The sequence below is a fragment of the Robertkochia solimangrovi genome, from assembly GCF_007279655.1.
Lineage (GTDB): Bacteria > Bacteroidota > Bacteroidia > Flavobacteriales > Flavobacteriaceae > Robertkochia > Robertkochia solimangrovi.
Map to the genome: position 1 here is coordinate 239,939 of NZ_QKWN01000007.1, position 19,252 is coordinate 259,190.

Consider the following 19,252-nt stretch of genomic DNA (forward strand, 5'->3'; position numbering starts at 1 on the left):
ATGGAAGTAGTTCTGGTCTATATAGTAGTGGTCATATATATCATCGCGCTATTGATGATCTTTATCTATAGTATTGCTCAGCTGAACCTATTGCTGAACTATCTAAGCGCTACGACGAACCGATTAAAGGATTCATATCCTGAAATAAAGTCTACTCAATATCCCAATGTAACCATCCAGTTACCAGTTTATAATGAACTTTATGTTATAGATCGATTACTGGATTGTATCGCAGCAATCGACTATCCTCACGAACGGTTACAGATTCAGGTATTGGATGATTCCACCGATGAATCGCTGGAACAAACCCGTTTAAAGATCGAAAAACTTAGGATCACAGGTCTGGACATCGTGCACGTTACCAGAACAGACCGAAATGGTTTTAAGGCAGGTGCGCTTAAAGAAGGATTAAAATTTGCTACCGGAGATCTAATTGCAATTTTCGATGCAGATTTTATGCCTGCAAGTGATTGGCTAAAAAAAACCGTTCCGTTTTTTGTCGACCCGGAAATCGGAGTCGTACAGACACGTTGGGGGCACCTGAACAGAAACTATTCTTTTCTCACCAAAGTTCAGGCATTTGCACTTGATGCCCATTTTACCATTGAACAGGTGGGAAGAAATTCAAAAGGCCATTTCATCAATTTCAACGGCACTGCCGGCATCTGGCGAAAGGAATGTATTATCGATGCAGGTAATTGGGAAGGAGATACTTTAACCGAAGATCTTGACCTGAGCTACCGTGCTCAGTTAAGAAACTGGAAATTCAAATATTTAGAAGAAGTTGAAACACCCGCTGAACTTCCCGTACTGATCAGTGCCGCCAGATCGCAACAGTTCCGCTGGAATAAAGGAGGTGCAGAAAATTTCAGAAAAACTGCAGCCAGTGTGGTACGGGCCAGAAATATCGACTGGAGATCTAGGGTACATGGTATATTACATCTGCTCAACAGTTCGATGTTCCTTTTCGCATTCATTATCGCCATTCTAAGTATCCCTGTGATGTTCATTCAACATTATTATCCGGAGTTTAAGCCCGTATTAAAACTTACAGGCTTTTTTCTTGTCAGCTCTGTCATTCTATTCCTTACCTACTGGATAACTTTTAAAAGGATAAAGGGAGGTGGATTCCTAAGTTTTCTTAGCTATATTCCAATGTTCTTCGGGTTCTTTGCAGTAGCTCTGGGCTTTTCACTGAACAACAGCATCGCGGTTATTCAGGGACATCTGGGCAAGCGCAGTAGTTTTGTCAGAACTCCTAAATTTAATCTATCCGGTAAAAAAGATACTCCGGTAAAGAACAAATATATATCAAGAAGACTTCCAGGAATCAGTATTCCGGAAATGATCCTGACCGCTTATTTTCTATTTGGAATTCTGGGAGCCTGGCAACTCAGTAATTATGGCATGATGTTCTTTTCGGGAATGTTGTGTTTTGGTTTTGGTTTTGTAACTTACCTAACCATAAAAAATGCTTCGTGATCCTAACACTACTGCGTAAAAACACCATTACCTATGTATTTCTTGGGTTTAGCCTGTTATTTTATGCAGCATTTGCTTATGACCTCGACAGAACAGACCTCCCTAAACTATTCGGACTTTACGGAGCGTTATTCTATTTTTTCTATCAGATCTATGGTAAAATTGCAGATGACAATAGGCTGGCTACTGGCTTCGGAATACTCAGTCGACTCATATTCCTGATTGCGATCCCCAACCTTTCTCAGGATTTTTACAGATTCCTGTGGGATGGTCATCTCCTCATAAAAGGGATGAACCCCTATACGGCCACCCCGGAAGCGCTGATCTCGAATACGGACCTGAACCTTGAGACTGCACAACGTCTGATCCAAGGAATGGGATCACTGAATGCAAGTCATTACAGCAATTATCCTCCATTAAATCAACTTTTCTTTGCTATCGCAGCCTTTTTAGGCGGGTCGAACATTTCATTATCTGTGTTCATCCTCAGGTTATTTATCATAGGTGGCGACATCGTATTGCTTCACTTTGGGAAGAAAGTTTTAAAACTACTCGGCAAACCTGCCAAAACCATCTATCTGTATTTTTTAAACCCGTTCGTCATAATCGAACTCACCGGAAACCTTCATTTTGAAGGTGTCATGATGGCCTTAGCTGTAATCTCGATCTATTTCCTGTTGACCAGCTCTCCGGTAAGATCAGCCCTGTTTTTAGGACTGTCGATTCTTGTCAAACTGATACCGTTGATGTTTCTTCCTTTGTATTTCAGTTACTTCAATGGGAAGATAAGTGCTTTAAAAGGGAAAGCTATCGGAAAAGCAACAGGATACTTGATTATAACATCAGGGGTGGTCATACTTGGATTCCTTCCCTTCTATTCGATCACAGATCTTTCCCATTTCAGTGAATCGATAATGCTTTGGTTCGGGAAGTTTGAATTCAATGCAAGTTTCTATTATATATTACGTGGAATCGGGTATATTATAAAAGGCTATAATACGATTGAAACGTTGAGCAAATCGATCGCTTTGGTTGTATTCGTCTCCATCTGCTGGCTAGCACTATTCAATGACAATCGCGAGGTTAAGAAGCTTCTGACTGCGATGTTATTTGCTGTAAGCCTGTACCTGTTTACCGCAACTACAGTGCATCCTTGGTATATAACTGTACCGCTGATTCTTTGTCTTTTCACTGAATATCGATTCCCGGTCGTATGGTCAGGAGTAGTGATTCTTAGCTACCACGCTTATGCCAGTGCACCCTACAATGAAAACTTCATTGTATTGGCACTGGAATATCTCGTGTTATATGGTTATTTGATCTATGAAGTACGAAGACTGCTTAAAGCATCTTTAGGTTGATGACTTCCTGAGCGGTTAGTTTTCTCCAGGTTCCACGCGGAAGGTCCTTTTTGGTAAGTCCGGCAAACACTACTCTGTCAAGTGAAACCACCTGATACCCGAGGTGTTCGAATATTCTGCGGACGATACGGTTACGTCCACTATGTATTTTCACACCGACTTCATTTTTTGATGCATTAGGAATATAGGAAACATCATCTACCAGAATCTCTCCATCTTCGAGTTGTAACCCATTCGCGATCTTATGAAGATCGGAACCACTCAATTTCTTATCCAATACTACATGGTAGATCTTTCGTATACCGTGTTTCGGATGTGTCAGTTTCTTAGCCAGATCACCGTCATTGGTAAATAGTAACAGTCCTGTAGTACCTCTATCCAGCCGTCCCACAGGCAAGATCCTTGAATTCGTTGCATTACTCACAAGTTCCATTACGGTAGACCTTCCTTTTTCATCACTTGTAGTGGTGATAAATCCTTTGGGCTTGTTGAGCAGAATATATTCAGGCTTTTCCGGCTTGATCGACTTGCCATCGAACTTCACCTCATCGGAAATCTTTACTTTATAACCCATCTCGGTGACCACCTTTCCATTGACCATCACATTTCCTGCTGCGATATAGACATCGGCATCTCTTCTGGAACAAATTCCGCTGTGAGCGAGAAATTTATTGAGACGAACTTCATTTTTACCCAACTGATCAGCCTTATCTACCGGATTCTTAGACAGCGGAGAGTTCCCACGTGAATAACTACCCCTCAGCAAATTACCTCCCTGACGTCCACTGTACTTTTTCTTATTTCCACCCTGACGTCCGGATTGCTTTCCTCCATCACTTTTATCCTGTCTGCTCATCTCAAAAATTTTTAGCAAAGATATGGGTTTAGTTTGAAGTTGTTAAATTATTGCGAGTATGTAATCTATTTTTGATCTGCCAACACCATTCATAGTTACGATACTGATCAGATGATCCTGTTCAGCACGAGATCGATATCGATCAGGAGAATACTGAACACCCCCGCAACAATAATGACTTTAAGGATATTATGCAGGAGCAAATAATCTTTCTTATCTCCCGACCTCCATAACAGGATGAGAAAAAACAATAATGCTACCATGCAGAAATAGAAGAAATAAGTCATATGCCCAACTTCGAAATATCGAATCAAGGAATAAGCAGGCACCAGCGTCAACACTACCAGGAGGGTGATGGTGATCTTTGACACCCGTTCTCCATAAAGAACGGGCAGGGTATTGTAGTCGTATACGATATCTCCTTTCATATTCTCAAGGTCCTTGACCATTTCCCTTATGAGTATAATGAGAAAGAGGAAGATCGCATGGACGAATATCACCGGTTCGAAATTCCTATAAAAGATAAAGACCGCAAAGAAAGGAGTGATCGCCAATATGGCTGAAGTGATGTTGCCAACGATCGCAATCCTCTTGAGTTTATGAGAATAGAACCAGATTCCGAAAATATAGAGTGAGAAAAAGATCACTGCCCTAAAAGACACGTAGCTTGCAAAGATCACCGAGATAAAATTCAAAATAAAATAGGTGGATAATTTGAATTGCTGACTTATCTGCTGATCCAGCAAGGTCTTTCTCGGCCTGTTAATAAGATCTTTTTCAGCATCATAGAAGCTATTAATAATATAACCCGATGCGATGGCTACGGCGGATGCTGCTACGATCGCAAAAAGATTTGGATCGAATAAAACCGCTCTCAGTGGTAAATGAGGTGCGAGTATGTAAATGGAAGCCAGGTATTGCGCCAGTACGATGACAAGGACATTATATCCCCGAACTACTGAAAACAGTCCCAATAATTTGAGTATGATCAGTTTTTGCCTTCGGCTGAACATGCAATGGATTTAGAAGTTATAGACAACTTCCAGCTTATAATCCTTCAGAGCATTTTTTGCTTTTTCAATATCTTCGGTAAACCCGAGAATATAACCTCCACCTCCGGATCCACAAAGCTTTAGATAGTAGTCATTAGTTTCGATACCCTTCGCCCAAAGCTTGTGAAACTGAGCCGGAATCATCGGTTTAAAGTGATCCAGAACAACATGTGAAAGCTGTTTGATATTCCCGAAGAGTGACTTTACGTCTCCTTTCAGAAAATCTTCAACACAAGCATCGGTATGTTTAACGAATTGATCCTTGATCATTTTACGGAAACCTTCCTGCTTCATGTTCTCCATAAAGATCTGCACCATCGGGGCAGTCTCTCCTGTAATACCACTGTCGATTAAAAATACCGCCCCCTTTCCATGAGTGGTCTGAGAAGGTATTCCCGTTGGTTCGATATTATCCTTCGAATTGATAAGAATCGGCAAGCTGAGATAACTGTTCAATGGATCGAGCCCTGAAGACTTACCGTGAAAGAAAGATTCCATTTCAGAAAAAATCTGTTTCAGGACCAAAAGTTTTTCCCGGGTCAGATTTTCCAGAACGGTGATCTTGTCATAGGCATACTGATCATAAATAGCCGCTACCAGTGCCCCACTGCTACCCACTCCGTATCCCTGAGGAATAGAACTGTCGAAATACATCCCGTTCTCAATATCCTTCTTCAATTTTGCTATATCGAAACGTACAGGAGTGTCTTCCCGTAATTGAAGCTCTTCGAGAAAAGCTACAAAACGCTTGAGACTTTGATTTGATTTTTCAGCGGTCTCATCGAGTTCTGAGGAGGTTTTCAATGCTCCGTTATAGAAATTATAAGGTATGGAAAGTCCTTTGGAATCTTTAATGATCCCGTATTCTCCGAACAGGAGGATCTTAGAATAAAACAATGGTCCTTTCATAGGCTTGTAACCCCAAAGGGTTATAGATTATTTTGGCGGCACTAATTTTAACAGACTAAAGATAATCAAATTAATCTTCGTTTTCAACAAACTACGTTCCTGAATAAGATAAAACGTACATTTCCACGATAAATTATCAGATCATCGGAGATCTATTTTAACATTTCGGCCCCTTTTCCAACACCGTCGCAAATATACTGCCCATTTTGACAATAACCAACCAGATCGGATTTGATAAATTCCATCACCCTGTCATTCTCCTCATCCGGGAACAGCAGGTGAACATTTGCTCCGGCATCTAGTGTGAAACATAACGCTGAGCCGGTCTCCTTTCTGTATTCCCATACTTTCTCGATAACTTGTAGCGTATTGGGTTTCATCAGGATATAGGAAGGAGTAGATGCCAGCATTACCGCATGTAATGACAACGCCTCACTTTCCACCAATGCCGTAAAAGCACTTAGATCGCCACTTTGGAAGATTGTCTGCAGCAGATCCATATTATTTCGGGCCTGATCAAATCGGGCTTCCGCATACGGATGTCCGCTCATAAGATTATGACCTACAGTACTACTTACTTTCTTAACACCTTTATCCACCAGTAAAATAACATCCCTGTACGTGGTGAACACCTCAGCTACCGGATGCGGATATGGTACCCCGAAAAGATCGGAACTACCCGGAATCGTAACATGCTCCCCCCATTCGATCAATGGACCATCAATACTGCGACAGGCACTGCCTGACCCCAGCCTTGACAAGAAGGATGCCTTTCTCTTAAATTCCCGCTTATCGATGACTCCTGTCAATTCTTCTTCAAGACTCATAAGCGCCAGGGACAGCGCAGACATACCACTCGCCGAAGACGCGATTCCACTCGAATGCGGAAAACTGTTGGAAGTTTCAATTTTAAAATGGAAATCTTCGAGGAATCCAAGGTATGGCTGAACACGTTCCAAAAACTTCTCAATCTTACCGTAGAATGCTATTTTCTTTTCTCCTTCAAAAAAAAGATCAAAGGAAAATCCTTCCGAATCTTTGGGCTGCCATGACAGTTTTGTCGTGGTCGCACATTCTGAAAGAGTAAAACTCACCGAAGGATTCATCGGTAATTGTTGCCCATGTTTACCCCAATATTTCACTAAAGCGATATTACTAGGTGAACGCCAGGTTACAGATCCTGATGTGACCTGCTTCTCATAAACCGAGGGTAAAAAGTCGTTTACGGTCATCTTAACATTTCAATTTGTGCAAATATACTTGAATTGTAAATGGTGAGCAGTATGGTTTTCCAGTGAATACAGATAATTCAATATCCGAATTCTCAACCCGTCAACAATGATTTTCATTTAAAGTCTATTTATCCTTTACTTTGCAATAATCTTCAAGATAACTCATGAACCAATTCGATGTGATCATTGCCGGCGGTGGAGCTGCGGGATTTTTTGCGGCTATCCAGATTGCAGAAAACAATCCTGAGCTGCAGATCGTAATACTCGAGAAAGGCAAAGAAGTACTTTCAAAAGTTAGGATCTCAGGAGGTGGGCGTTGTAATGTTACGCACGCCGAATTTTCACCCGATCTTCTGGCAGGTTATTACCCTAGGGGTGAAAAAGAGTTAATAGGGCCTTTCCATAAATTCTGTAGCGGAGACACCATGGCATTCTTTGAAGAAAGAGGGGTTCCCTTGAAAATCGAAGCGGACGGCAGGATATTTCCTCAATCCGATTCCTCAACCTCTATTATCTCCTGTTTCCTCGATTGTTGTCACGCTTTAGGCATAAAGATCATAACGAGTTGCGGAGTACAGTCATTCAACAAACCCGATAAAAACTGGCTGCTCGAAACAACTTGTGGAAAATTCGAGGCGCCAGATCTGATGATCTGTACAGGCAGCAGCAATAAGACCTGGAAATTATTGAGTTCTCTCGGCCATTCCATCGTGAGTCCGGTTCCCTCCTTATTCACCTTCAATTGCAAGGATCCCCGTATCAATGGTCTCATGGGGTTAAGCTCAGAAGTAAGTATAGATATACCCGGAAGCAGTCTTCAGGCTTACGGCCCCTTACTCATCACACACTGGGGTTTTAGCGGACCTGCCATTCTTCGTCTTTCTGCCTGGGGTGCCCGGGAACTGCACGAAAGGAATTATGAGTTTCGCATCCGTATCAGCTGGACACAAAACATGGATGCCGAAGACGTCTTTACGGAACTCCTCGAACTAAAGAAACAACATCCAAAACAAAGGCCCGCGAACAGCAGAATCGGAGCTATCCCAAAAAGACTTTACCTAAGCTTGCTGGAATATTGCGATCTGCATCAGATCGAACGATGGGCTGATGCTTCGAATAAACAGATTCGTAAGTTAGCAGACGAACTAACCGGTGGTACTTTTGCTATAAAAGGAAAAAGTACCTTCAAAGAGGAATTCGTAACCGCAGGCGGGGTCGACCTTAAGGAAGTGGACATGCGAACTTTTGAAAGCAAACTTCATGACCGACTCTATTTTGCCGGTGAGGTTTTGAATATCGATGCCATCACCGGAGGTTTTAATTTTCAAAATGCGTGGACCGGTGCATTTATAGCCGCGAGGACGATTCTGGACAAAAGACAGGTTAATTCATAACCCAGATACTGCAATTCAGAATAGAAGCAAAACAAACCCAAAGAAAATAGGGCACCAGTAAATAAGCTGCCGTTCTGTTGACCACTTTAAACCACTTTATGGTAAGCCCAATAAGTATCAGTAAAGCGATAATAACCAGCATCGCCCAGAATGGTTTTTGAAATCCAAAAAATACAATGCTCCATAAAGCATTCAACAACAATTGAAATACAAAGTGATACAATGCTGTCTTCACCCACTTATGGTAAAAGCCACGAGCCCATACCATTCCTGCCGCCACCCCCATCAATATATAAAGAAGGGTCCAAACAGGGGCAAATATCCAGTTCGGAGGATTGAAGGAGGGCTTATTCAGAGTAGTATACCAGGTATCAACCGATGATTGTGTGGCAAATCCACTCAAAAAGCCGACCGCAAGACAGATCGCAACTGAAATTATGATTCTGGTAGTAGTTTTTGACATAAATGGCGGATGTGCTCACTAAAATAATAATTTTTTTAACAGGTGTCAGGTAAAATATTTTTGTCTGCAGGCAGATTGAGAAACGTGATCATGCCCGAAGTCATCTAGTGTCGTAGCATACATAAACCTGTTAAAAGGAAGTAGTTATACTTTTAGAATAATTTCTTCTAAGACTCCATTGCATATAATTGCACCAATTCCGGATAGTCAGAAATGATACCATCAACTCCTAAACTCAACATTCGTTTTATCTCATTTGGCTCATTAACGGTCCATGGATAAATTCTGAAACCTAACTGCTTTAATAAGGCAGCATTCCCGGTGATCAGGTTACGGTAATAAGGATGAATGGAAACGGCATCTAAACTCTTTGCAAAATCGATGATCAGTAAGGGATCTTCCTCCGTAAGTACACCGATCGCAATGCCGGGATCCAACTTTCTGAGATCAGCGAGTTCGTCATGAAGGAAACTGGAAACAACCAAATTTGAAGGATTCCAATGGAAAGCATGAGTCTTGCAGTTCAGGAGCACATGTAAAGGCAAAGCAGTGTCAGCTCCTTTTAACTCAATATTCAGGAACACTTTTCCCTGTAACAGAGAAAGCACTTCGGAAAGCAACGGTATACGATAAGTTTTCTGAACCAGAAGTTGACTGAGTTCAGCGTAAGAATGTTCCTCTACTAATCCAACACCATTGGTCAACCGCTCAAGCGTATGGTCATGGAAGACCACAAGTTCACCACTTTTGCAACGGAAAACATCAATTTCGATAGCATCGGCACCTAAGGAAAGGGCAGCACTGATCGATTCCAGCGTATTTTCAGCGATATGACCTTTAGCACCCCGGTGCCCGATCATCAGAGTCGAATTTTTTACGACTCCTTGCAAAAATCTATCCGTCATTCAGCACGTATTAAATCAGGATAATTAACCACATTTTCAATGCAAACGTAAGCTTATTTTTTGATTTCCAGAGTACTAAATTGTGTAGTTAATCTAAAAAAAAAGGATTAAGTGTAGTTATAACAATATTTTTACTACATTAGGACTCCTTTGTCAAGAATATGGTTTCTATGAAAGCAAACTTAAGAAGTAAAAAAACGAACGTAATATTAAGTCTTCTACTGACTTCATTTCTTATTGCATCTGTTTTTATCTTTGATCTACTGCAAGTGAGAGCGAACCATTTTCTGAACATTTTCATCCCCTCATCTTTTTACATAATTCTATCGATCATTAGCACCTATGCATTTACAACGATCCAAAAAAAGCTGGTCACCGTTCGTGTGAAAAAGCACTGATCAATTATTGCATACTTAAGAAACCGATAGAATAACTGAAAATTGCACCCGTAAGGGTTCAATATATTTTGTATATAAAACAAACACAACCTTCAACTAATAACCAACCACTCGAAAAGGGCTCATAAATCATTATGTGCCCTTTTCTATTTTTGCGGTTATCTCTTTAGTTCAAGAATAAGTGACTCAAGACCTTCCAGTGACACATGTAAATCACCGACTCCTTCATTGACATTCAATTCCAGGCTTCTTTTACCATAAAGTTGATCTGTCATCACATATGAACCATCATGGAGCTGCCATTCTTTAAGAAGTTGCGCAGGTATGAGAAGTCTGAAATCTCTTGCAGAAGTATCAAAATTGGTAAGGATTAACAGTTGCTGTTCCTCGTCCCATCGGGCAAAAGAAAATAACTTATCATCATAATTTGCGGTTCCAGTTTCGATATTTGGCCAGTGAACATCCATATATGCTCCGGTGAGAGCAGAACTACTGATGGTAAAGTTCAACAGGTTCCTGTAAAACTCCCGTAATGATCGTTCCTTTTCAGAAAGTTGACCGCCATCGAATTTACCGTTATTCATCCAACGCTGATGATGAGGAACACCGATATAATCAAAGATGGAAGTCCGGGTAGGATCTCCAAATCCGGCATCCTCAGCTCCCGGCTCACCTACTTCCTGTCCGAAATAGATCATGGTCGGGGAAGTGGTCAATGTAGCGGAAACCACCATAGCCGGTTTTCCTTTCTCGGCATTCCCTGCAAAATCAGGGCTTGCAATACGTTGTTCATCATGGTTTTCCAGAAAATGCAACATATGATGTTCGATATCCCGTAAGCCCATTTCAATTGCCCCGATATGTCGCGTTTGTCCATGACCTTGCATAATATGCTTCAATGTGTCATAAAGCTCTACTTTATCATAGAGATAATCCATTTTACCTTTATGGATGTATTCCCGGTAAAGATGTGGCTGATATACCTCTGCGAGCAAAAATGCATCCGGATTTTTCATTTTGATCGCAGAATTCATAAATGACCAGAATTCCACCGGCACCATTTCCGCCATATCGAAACGGAATCCATCCACTCCTTTTTCCGTCCAGTACAATGCAATATCTCTGAACTTTTTCCAGGAATCCGGCACTTCCCTTTCTTTCCAGAAATCGAAATGTGCTTTATAATCCTTTTGATCGAAGTCAGCAGGCAATGAATCAAAATCCTTATTTCCTTCCGGACTCACCCCATAATTGATCTTTACGGTTTCATACCAGTCGTTGAAATGGGGCTTAGCCAGCCTTGAACCATTACCGGTCCATTTCGCAGGATCTTCATTAAACTTATGATCAGCATCCGCTTTCTTTTCACCCCCTAACGGAAGATATCCATTTTCCCATTCAGGCACCTGAAAGGCTTCTCCCGGGATATAATAAAAATTATTGTCTCGCTCATAAACCACCGAATTATCATCAGCTGCTCCAAAATCTGAAATTCCTTCAGGGTTGGTCATCCCTTCATAATTTCGGGCAACGTGGTTTGGCACGATATCTATAATGAGTTTCAATCCGTTATCATGGGTACGATTGATCAGCGCTTCAAATTCTTCGAGCCGCTTTGCGGGATCTGTAGCCAGATCCGGATCAACATTATAATAATCTTTAACCGCATAAGGAGAACCTGCCCTACCTTTTACAACATCCGGATCATCATTGGAGATTCCATAGGCGGTATAATCGGTGATAACTGCATGATGTGGCACGCCCGTATACCAGACATAAGTAACGCCAAGATCCTTAATCGCCTTCAATGCTGTATCATTGAAATCGCCAAATTTCCCAACTCCGTTCTCCTCGATGGTTCCCCATGGTTTATTGGTGGTATTGGTATTACCGAATAATCGAGTGAATACCTGATATACTACTTCTTTTCTTTTCACATCTTTCATGGATACATCCTGATCTTTCTCTTTCGCTTGCTTTTCCTGACAGCCAGCAATGGTTAACACACTAAATATCAGCAATAAATATGAAACTCTTCCCAGCATACGCTTAATTTTTAATGATTAGGGTATAGTCAAATGGCCCCACTTCAACAGGGACACCGAATACTTTCGTTTTAAAAAGGGTATCTTTCTTATTGAAGACCGCCACCACTTCGTTCTCTAAATATTTTCTTCGAATGGCCAGTACTTTTTCTTCAGGAACTTCTATTTCTGTGGTTCCATAAAGCAATGCCATATTTGACCGTCTGATCTCTATCAATTCTGAAACCCTGTTTCTCAGTTCCATTTCAGAACTGGAAAGGCCATCGAATTTCATCTGCCTCCTGTTATCAGGATCATTTCCACCTGGCACTCCATATTCATCTCCATAATAGATACAGGGCACCCCCGGAATAACAAGGTTAAAGGCATGAAGCATTTCAAGATTTCCATAAGCGGTTGAATCAGAGATTTCAACATCCCTGGTCCATCCGGCAATCTTAGCATCTTCATCAAAGGCGATATCTCCGGACGCATAACTTATAAATCTGGCCCTATCCTGATTCCCGGTAATATTCCCCATGAGATGATGGCTTCCATAATAGGCCATACTTTGTTCAATCGCAGCTGCAAGACCTTCAAAACCGGAATTCTTGTCTGCGAAAGCCGGGATAGAGGCATCATACATATTAAAATCGAATTGGGCATCAAGCATACCCGCATTCACATAACTTCTGATCAGATCGTAACTTCCATAGGTTTCACCGATCTGATATACTGGTCTGCTTGTTCTCTTTCTGATCTTTTCCGTCAGGGTTCTCCAGAATTCGGTTTGAATATGCTTGGTTGCATCATGTCTGAAACCATCAAAATCATATTCCGTCATCCAGTACGCTGCAGAATCTGTCATACTTTCCAGCACTTCGGGTTTGGAAAAATCAAGGGTTGGCAGGAAGGTATCGAACCAGGTGGTTAATCGGTGATCGTCCCAGCGTTCTGTATTCATTGTTCCGTCTTCAAGATATAGAGAAGTTGCCCAATCCGGATGCTCTTTGTATACAGGATGTAGCTTATGCACATGATTTGCCACATAATCAAGTATAACGTTCATCCCATTAGAATGAGCCTTACTGATCAACTCTTTCAGAATTTCAGGATCGCCAAACCGGTCATCAACCTTTGTACTGGAAACCGGCCAGTAACCGTGATATCCGGAAAATTTAGTATAAGGCTCTTTCCATAGACCGTAAGCACCTTCAGGATTCTGCGTAATCGGTGATAACCAGATGGTATTAATACCCAGATCGGAAAAATAACCATCCTCTATTTTATCAAGAACTCCTTTCAAATCTCCTCCAAAATAATTGGCGATCGGAAGAACCGTGTCATTTTCAACTTTTCTATTGTTATTGGGATCTCCATCCCGGAAACGATCGACCATAAGGAAATAGAGCACCTGGCTATGAAAGTCGGATCGATCCAGATCCGTGGCCGCGGTTACGACCTTGCCTTGTTTCACCGGCAATAAAAGATCGTTCACGACCCCATCCTGATCATAACCATAGATTCTCAGAAAAGAAGTCTTTGTCGCTTCACCTTTAACTTCAGGAACCTTGAATTCATACATATTATCCCTGTAGCTGATCGCAGTATCTGCTAACAGCCGATCATTCAAATACACAAATAATTTCAGCAAAGGTTGTTCCGATCTCAGGGTAACTCGTTCTTCCTGTATTCCAGCCGGAAATAAGGTATTCTTTCCCCTTTCCTTCCCTACTTTCACGTACGAATTTGTACCTCCCATACCATTACTTACGGTATTAGGATTAGAAGGATCGGTGGTTTCCACCCCATCGACCAACATCAGATATTGATGATTCCCCGGATAAAAAATTGCGCTATAGATCCAATTTCCATCGTTGAATTCCATTACCGATCTGTCAGCCACCCAACCATTGAATGCACCCCTGATCTTGACGGAACGATATTTCCTGTCCGGATCGGGAAGGATAAAATCAACCCTTTCAGCGGTGCTTCTAAATACCGGTATATCGGAAACTTTGCCCGCATCATGATAGACACTCATATTCGTTAAGGGCGGCATTTCATCAAAGCCTCCCCACTTAAATGCTTTCCGGTCATCTGAGATATCAAAACTTCTTCCTTCAGATGAAACAACAGAATCAGCGGTAACCGGAAAAGACAAATGATCTCCGATTAGGATCGTATCTGTTTCCGGAGAAAGGTATATCGGAGTAACCTGATTCAATACTACCGATTGATCCGATTCCTGTGTTTTAGGCGCACATGACACCACTCCAATTACCAGTATCAGGCTGCTTATTATCGATAACTTCATTTTCTAAATTTAAATTTGCAGATCTATGATCATAGAAGACTTCCCTTCAATACTGAGTTGCCCTTCCAGCGGAACTGTCTCCCCTTCGAGTATATTAATTCCTGTATTAACAGCATCGAGCTGTTCTTTATAACGAAGAAGATCCAGCGTAACTTCATCTGTATTGTTATTGATTACGACCATGATCTTTTGAGTCCCGTTGAAGCGAAAAAAAACGTAGACATCATTTACCGGGAGGAAATGAACGGTCTTACCGTTATGGATCGCCGTGGCATTCTTTCTCCAATTAAACAGTTTTGAAGTAAAATCAAAATATGCCTGCTGTTCAGATGTTCTCCCTTCTTTCAAAAAGGCATTGTTCGTATCTCCTTTCCATCCACCGGGAAAATCTCTTCGAATATCTGCATCACCTTTGCCTTTGTCACCTTGCATCCCAATCTCTGATCCGTAATATAACTGTGGAATTCCGCGAACGGTAGCCAGTAAGGTCATAATGAGTTTGTAGTTTTTCAGGTCGGGATAACGTTCGTTGATACGTTGCGTATCATGATTCTCTGCAAAAACCAGAATATTATTGATATCCGGATAGAGATAATCATTGGTGAAATTCTCATAGACCTGAATCATTCCGCGATTCCATGCGGGTTCCTCAACATTAAATGCACTTTCAATGGCATCATGAAGGGTAAAATCCATAACAGAAGGCAAATAGGAATTATAATTCTGAATTTCAGCTAACTTACTATCCTTCTGCCAGAATGCCATTTGAGACTGGTCATGCATCCATACCTCACCTACGATGTTGAAATTTGGATATTCATCCATAATCGCCTTCGTCCATGTGGCGATACCGTTACGGTCATTATACGAATAGGTATCGACACGAAATCCGTCGAGATCTGCATATTCTATCCACCAGATAGCATTTTGAGTGATATAGTTTAATACAAGAGGATTCGATTGATTGAGATCCGGCATCGTAGGAACGAACCACCCATCCATACAATAGCGCTTATCCCATTCAGAAGCATTGGGATCCATTTGAGTGGTCATTCTGTAATTCGATTGTGCATATCCGGGGAACTGATGGATCCAGTTATAATCGGGCAGGTCCTGAATTAACCAATGTTCCATACCCCAATGATTGGTCACGTAATCCATGATCAGCTTCATATCCTTTTTGTGAAGTTCGGAGGCGAGTTCACGGTAATCTTCATTCGTACCATATCGCGGGTCTATCTTATACAAATCGCTTTGCGCATAGGTATGATAAGAATAATGTTCATCATCATCTTCACAAAGTGGAGTACTCCATAACGCGGTAGCACCCAACTCTTTGATATAATCCAGATTATTGATAACTCCTCTGATGTCACCTCCATGACGCCCGCCGGGATTGGCCCGATCTCCTTTTTCCTTAAGTTCTTTCACCGTATCATTAGAAGGATCGCCATTTGCGAAGCGGTCAGGCATGATCAGGTAGATCATATCCGAAGCATCAAATCCAATGCGATCAGCCGAGCCTTTCTTTCTTTCTTTCAACACATAATTAACGATCAGTGGCCTGCCGCGTTTCTTCCCGAATTCGATTTTATATTCGCCCGGCATCAGGTCCCTGGTATCCAGCGTCACAAAGAGATAATTGGGATTTTCAGTTCGGGTCACCTCCATTACAGGAATCTCTTCGGAAGAAGGCTCCAACGAAGCGATATCTTCTCCATAGAACAGCACTTGAATAGTACTGTATTTCATGCCGGACCACCAGAATTCCGGTTCGATCTTTTCGATCTGTCCGAATGTTAGATTTAGGGTAAGACATCCCAGTACAAAGAATATTTTCTTCATATACGTTTATTTTAAATATGTGAATTTCTATCTTATGCAGTGATCAGCACATCCGGCTCCAGGGAGATCTTCTTACCGTGCACCAGTAATTCGATTCCTTCTCCACTTTCGATGTGCAATTCCGTTTTTGATCCGGCAACCCTTACTTTAAGCACGGTTCCTCTGAAATTAACTTTAAAAGAATAGGCACTCCATTGTTCCGGTATCCTTGGCTCGAGAGAGATCTTATCTTCCCTGATCCTCATTCCACCAAATCCTTCAACGATACTCATCCAGGTTCCGGCCATAGATGTGATATGCAGGCCTTCATGCACCTCTTTGTTATAATCATCAAGATCCAGTCGGGAGGTTCTCAAATAGAAGGTATATGCCTGTTCCATACGATCCAGAACAGCCGCCTGAATACTATGAACACACGGAGACAATGATGATTCATGCACTGTGAATGGCTCATAGAAATCAAAATGTTTTTCGAGTTCTTCTTTACTGAAATGATCTTCGAAGAAATAGAATCCCTGAAGTGTATCCGCCTGCTTGATATAAGGGGAACGTAGAATGCGATCCCATGACCAATGTTGATTGATCGGGCGTTGCGTCTTATCCAGGTCACTTACTTTAACCAAATCTTTATCAAGGAAGCCGTCTTGCTGCAAAAACACGCCGTGCTCTTCAGAATAGGGGAAATACATATTATCGGCAACTTTCACCCATTTCTCAATTTCCTGATCCGTCAATTTGGCAACTCCAAATATTCTTGAATGATCTTCAGGGAAGCCTTCCTTCACCTTTTTGATCTGATCTGCCGTATATTTTATACACCATTTTGCAATATAATTGGTGTACCAGTTATTGTTTACGTTATTTTCATATTCATTCGGACCGGTAACCCCGAGGATCACAAATTTATTTCTTGCCGTTGAATAGGTCGCTCTCTGATACCAGAATCTGGCGATTCCGATCAGAACTTCTAGTCCCATTTCCGGAATGTAACTATAATCTCCGGTATAGCGAACATAGTTGAAAATCGCAAAAGCGATCGCCCCGTTTCTATGGATCTCCTCAAAGGTGATTTCCCATTCATTATGACACTCCTCCCCATTCATGGTCACCATAGGATATAGGGCTGCTCCATTGGTGAATCCAAGTTTAGCAGCATTCTCAATAGCCTTTTCCAGATGATGATATCGATAGGTCAACAGGTTTCTTGCAACTTCCTGATCTTTTGTAGCCATATAAAACGGAATACAATAGGCTTCTGTATCCCAATAGGTACTTCCTCCATATTTTTCACCGGTAAATCCTTTAGGCCCGATATTTAAGCGAGCATCCTTTCCGAGGTAGGTCTGATTTAATTGAAAAATATTAAATCGGATTCCCTGTTGTGCTTTCACATCACCTTCAATCGTGATATCGGCCATCTCCCAGATAGCAGCCCAGCTGGCGATCTGTTTTTCAAGTAAAGCCTCGTATCCTAATACCATCGCCTCGGTCAGCACCTTTTCAGACGCTGTAACCAGTTCATCTGCATTGTGGTTCATCGAAGTCACATATCCAGCCATCTTTATCAGCGTAGCCGTAGCTCCTTCACCGAGATTAACGGAATAAGACAGTTTACTTACTGAATCGTTGGTTTCAACAGCACCGGTAATGTCCGACGATTTCCCATCAACCAATAATTCAGAACGCATACCGGTACAAACCTGGAATCCTGTCTTCATAGTTTTGGAAAGTACATATCCGAAATCTGCATGTCCTGCCACACCATAAATATCCCAGAATTTATCATCCCAGTTAGAGTCTTCATTCTTGATACCTCCATCTACATAGGGTGTGAACTTTATATTTGCCGAGCCCTTGATCAGGGTAACATCATATTTAATAGCACCTACTTCATCGAGGTCGAGGCTGAGGAATCTACGGGAAGTAACTTTCACCTGAATTCCATTTTTAAGGGTTGCCTTGAACGATCGCTCATACCATCCTTCCTTCATATTGAGTTCACGGTAGTAGCCGTCAACTTCTGTACAAGTATTGAGGTCGAGGATTTCATCGTTGATCACAACATCGATCCCGATCCAATTGGGAGCATTGAGTACTTTGGCAAAATATTCGGGATAACCATTCTTCCACCATCCCACTCGGGTCTTGTCAGGATAATAAACACCAGCGATATAACTCCCCTGAAAGGTAGGGCCGCTGTATGCTTCTTCAAAATTAGCACGCTGACCCATAGCGCCGTTTCCTATACTAAATAAACTTTCGGAAGATTTAACCCGGTCCTTTTCAAATCCTTTTTCGATCAGGGACCATTCATTCGGTACGATATAATTCTGATTCATTAGTGCTTAGGTTGAAGGTTTAGTATAAAATCTGTCGTTATTAATGTAAAATCTGAAAATACATGATCGGCATGACTCAGGTTGTCCGGACTTCCGATTCCGATGGAGATCATACCGGCATTGTTAGCCGCTTCCACCCCGGCTTCTGCGTCCTCAAAAACCACACAGGCTTCCGGCGCAGTCACGATAGACTTTGCAGCTACAAGGAAAACTTCAGGATCCGGTTTAGCTTTCTTTACACTATTACCATCGGCAATGGCATCGAAATATTCCAGCATCCCGATCTTTTCCAGAATACGGGGTGCATTCTTGGAAGCAGAACCTAATGCAATCGGCAGTCCTTTAGCTTTTAATTCAAGAATAAAATCCTTTACTCCCGGAAGGATGTCTGCAGGAGTCATCTGTTCCACATAGTTGAGGTAATCTTCATTCTTTTCATCCATAAGGCGGTTGAACTTTTCTTCAGAGATCTCTACTCCGGCCCAACCTAATATCTTGTTCAGGGAGTCAACGCGACTCACCCCTTTTAGTTTCTCATTCTGTTCGATCGACAACTCAAACCCGAGTTCTTCCCCCGTCTTCTTCCAGGCGAGATAGTGATAACGGGCTGTATCAACAATAACACCATCAAGATCGAATATAAATCCTTTCATCATATATTTTTTTTTGACGACC

At 41.8% G+C, this 19,252-nt stretch carries 14 protein-coding genes; 3 read left to right on the top strand and 11 right to left on the bottom strand.

The window, feature by feature from the left end:
• Together DMZ48_RS11350 and mptB are read left to right on the top strand one after the other, a co-directional pair.
• A complete protein-coding gene (locus tag DMZ48_RS11350; RefSeq protein WP_143955262.1) occupies positions 1-1,482 on the top strand; it encodes a cellulose synthase family protein in 1,482 nt (493 codons plus the stop codon).
• Positions 1,479-2,843: a polyprenol phosphomannose-dependent alpha 1,6 mannosyltransferase MptB gene (mptB, locus tag DMZ48_RS11355; protein WP_242009184.1), complete on the top strand. Its 1,365-nt coding sequence runs from the start codon at positions 1,479-1,481 to the stop codon at positions 2,841-2,843. Before DMZ48_RS11350 ends, mptB begins: the two co-directional genes overlap by 4 nt.
• Here mptB and DMZ48_RS11360 read toward each other — a convergent pair.
• From DMZ48_RS11360 to DMZ48_RS11375, 4 genes are all read right to left on the bottom strand, one after another.
• Positions 2,824-3,699 carry a pseudouridine synthase gene (locus tag DMZ48_RS11360; RefSeq protein WP_143955263.1) on the bottom strand — a complete coding sequence of 292 codons (876 nt, stop codon included), beginning with the start codon at positions 3,697-3,699 and terminating at the stop codon, positions 2,824-2,826. The genes mptB and DMZ48_RS11360 overlap by 20 nt on opposite strands.
• Positions 3,700-3,806: 107 nt before the next feature.
• Complete coding sequence (locus DMZ48_RS11365; RefSeq protein WP_143955264.1) at positions 3,807-4,712, bottom strand: geranylgeranylglycerol-phosphate geranylgeranyltransferase; 906 nt, start codon at positions 4,710-4,712, stop codon at positions 3,807-3,809.
• Between the two features lie 9 nt (positions 4,713-4,721).
• Positions 4,722-5,660, bottom strand: a complete 939-nt coding sequence (locus DMZ48_RS11370) for a mevalonate kinase family protein (RefSeq protein ID WP_143955265.1) — start codon at positions 5,658-5,660, stop codon at positions 4,722-4,724.
• 152 nt (positions 5,661-5,812) lie between these two features.
• Complete coding sequence (locus DMZ48_RS11375) at positions 5,813-6,892, bottom strand: diphosphomevalonate decarboxylase (protein ID WP_143955266.1); 1,080 nt, start codon at positions 6,890-6,892, stop codon at positions 5,813-5,815.
• Positions 6,893-7,056: 164 nt separating this feature from the next.
• On the opposite strand from DMZ48_RS11375, the gene DMZ48_RS11380 reads away from it, so the two are divergent.
• Complete coding sequence (locus tag DMZ48_RS11380) at positions 7,057-8,286, top strand: BaiN/RdsA family NAD(P)/FAD-dependent oxidoreductase (RefSeq protein WP_143955267.1); 1,230 nt, start codon at positions 7,057-7,059, stop codon at positions 8,284-8,286.
• Here DMZ48_RS11380 and DMZ48_RS11385 read toward each other — a convergent pair.
• From DMZ48_RS11385 to pgmB, 7 genes are all read right to left on the bottom strand, one after another.
• Positions 8,276-8,749, bottom strand: a complete 474-nt coding sequence (locus DMZ48_RS11385; RefSeq protein ID WP_143955268.1) for a TspO/MBR family protein — start codon at positions 8,747-8,749, stop codon at positions 8,276-8,278. The two genes, DMZ48_RS11380 and DMZ48_RS11385, sit on opposite strands and share 11 nt — an antisense overlap.
• Before the next feature lie 167 nt (positions 8,750-8,916).
• A complete protein-coding gene (locus DMZ48_RS11390) occupies positions 8,917-9,654 on the bottom strand; it encodes a glycerophosphodiester phosphodiesterase (protein WP_143955269.1) in 738 nt (245 codons plus the stop codon).
• A 556-nt stretch (positions 9,655-10,210) separates the two neighbouring features.
• Positions 10,211-12,097 carry an alpha-amylase family protein gene (locus DMZ48_RS11395; protein WP_143955270.1) on the bottom strand — a complete coding sequence of 629 codons (1,887 nt, stop codon included), beginning with the start codon at positions 12,095-12,097 and terminating at the stop codon, positions 10,211-10,213.
• A gap of 4 nt (positions 12,098-12,101) precedes the next feature.
• Positions 12,102-14,393, bottom strand: coding sequence for an alpha-amylase family glycosyl hydrolase (locus DMZ48_RS11400; protein WP_143955271.1), 2,292 nt, complete (start codon positions 14,391-14,393; stop codon positions 12,102-12,104).
• Positions 14,394-14,402: 9 nt separating this feature from the next.
• The gene (locus DMZ48_RS11405) at positions 14,403-16,238 is read right to left on the bottom strand and encodes a glycoside hydrolase family 13 protein (protein ID WP_143955272.1); all 1,836 of its coding nucleotides are present in this window, start codon (positions 16,236-16,238) and stop codon (positions 14,403-14,405) included.
• 32 nt (positions 16,239-16,270) lie between these two features.
• Positions 16,271-18,577 (bottom strand): glycoside hydrolase family 65 protein, encoded by a 2,307-nt coding sequence (locus tag DMZ48_RS11410; RefSeq protein WP_143955273.1) that lies wholly within the window; start codon positions 18,575-18,577, stop codon positions 16,271-16,273.
• Positions 18,577-19,230: a beta-phosphoglucomutase gene (gene pgmB / locus DMZ48_RS11415; protein WP_143955314.1), complete on the bottom strand. Its 654-nt coding sequence runs from the start codon at positions 19,228-19,230 to the stop codon at positions 18,577-18,579. The genes DMZ48_RS11410 and pgmB overlap by 1 nt, the downstream gene beginning before the upstream one ends.
• Between the last annotated feature and the right edge of the window lie 22 nt (positions 19,231-19,252).

Excerpts from the sequence above, each read along its gene's own strand:
- DMZ48_RS11350 (WP_143955262.1), top strand. The coding sequence starts at position 1 with ATGGAAGTAGTTCTGGTCTATATAGTAGTGGTCATATATATCATCGCG.
- DMZ48_RS11360 (WP_143955263.1), bottom strand. The coding sequence starts at position 3,699 with ATGAGCAGACAGGATAAAAGTGATGGAGGAAAGCAATCCGGACGTCAG.
- DMZ48_RS11365 (WP_143955264.1), bottom strand. The coding sequence starts at position 4,712 with ATGTTCAGCCGAAGGCAAAAACTGATCATACTCAAATTATTGGGACTG.
- DMZ48_RS11370 (WP_143955265.1), bottom strand. The coding sequence starts at position 5,660 with ATGAAAGGACCATTGTTTTATTCTAAGATCCTCCTGTTCGGAGAATAC.
- DMZ48_RS11375 (WP_143955266.1), bottom strand. The coding sequence starts at position 6,892 with ATGACCGTAAACGACTTTTTACCCTCGGTTTATGAGAAGCAGGTCACA.
- DMZ48_RS11380 (WP_143955267.1), top strand. The coding sequence starts at position 7,057 with ATGAACCAATTCGATGTGATCATTGCCGGCGGTGGAGCTGCGGGATTT.
- DMZ48_RS11385 (WP_143955268.1), bottom strand. The coding sequence starts at position 8,749 with ATGTCAAAAACTACTACCAGAATCATAATTTCAGTTGCGATCTGTCTT.
- DMZ48_RS11390 (WP_143955269.1), bottom strand. The coding sequence starts at position 9,654 with ATGACGGATAGATTTTTGCAAGGAGTCGTAAAAAATTCGACTCTGATG.
- DMZ48_RS11395 (WP_143955270.1), bottom strand. The coding sequence starts at position 12,097 with ATGCTGGGAAGAGTTTCATATTTATTGCTGATATTTAGTGTGTTAACC.
- DMZ48_RS11400 (WP_143955271.1), bottom strand. The coding sequence starts at position 14,393 with ATGAAGTTATCGATAATAAGCAGCCTGATACTGGTAATTGGAGTGGTG.
- DMZ48_RS11405 (WP_143955272.1), bottom strand. The coding sequence starts at position 16,238 with ATGAAGAAAATATTCTTTGTACTGGGATGTCTTACCCTAAATCTAACA.
- DMZ48_RS11410 (WP_143955273.1), bottom strand. The coding sequence starts at position 18,577 with ATGAATCAGAATTATATCGTACCGAATGAATGGTCCCTGATCGAAAAA.
- pgmB (WP_143955314.1), bottom strand. The coding sequence starts at position 19,230 with ATGAAAGGATTTATATTCGATCTTGATGGTGTTATTGTTGATACAGCC.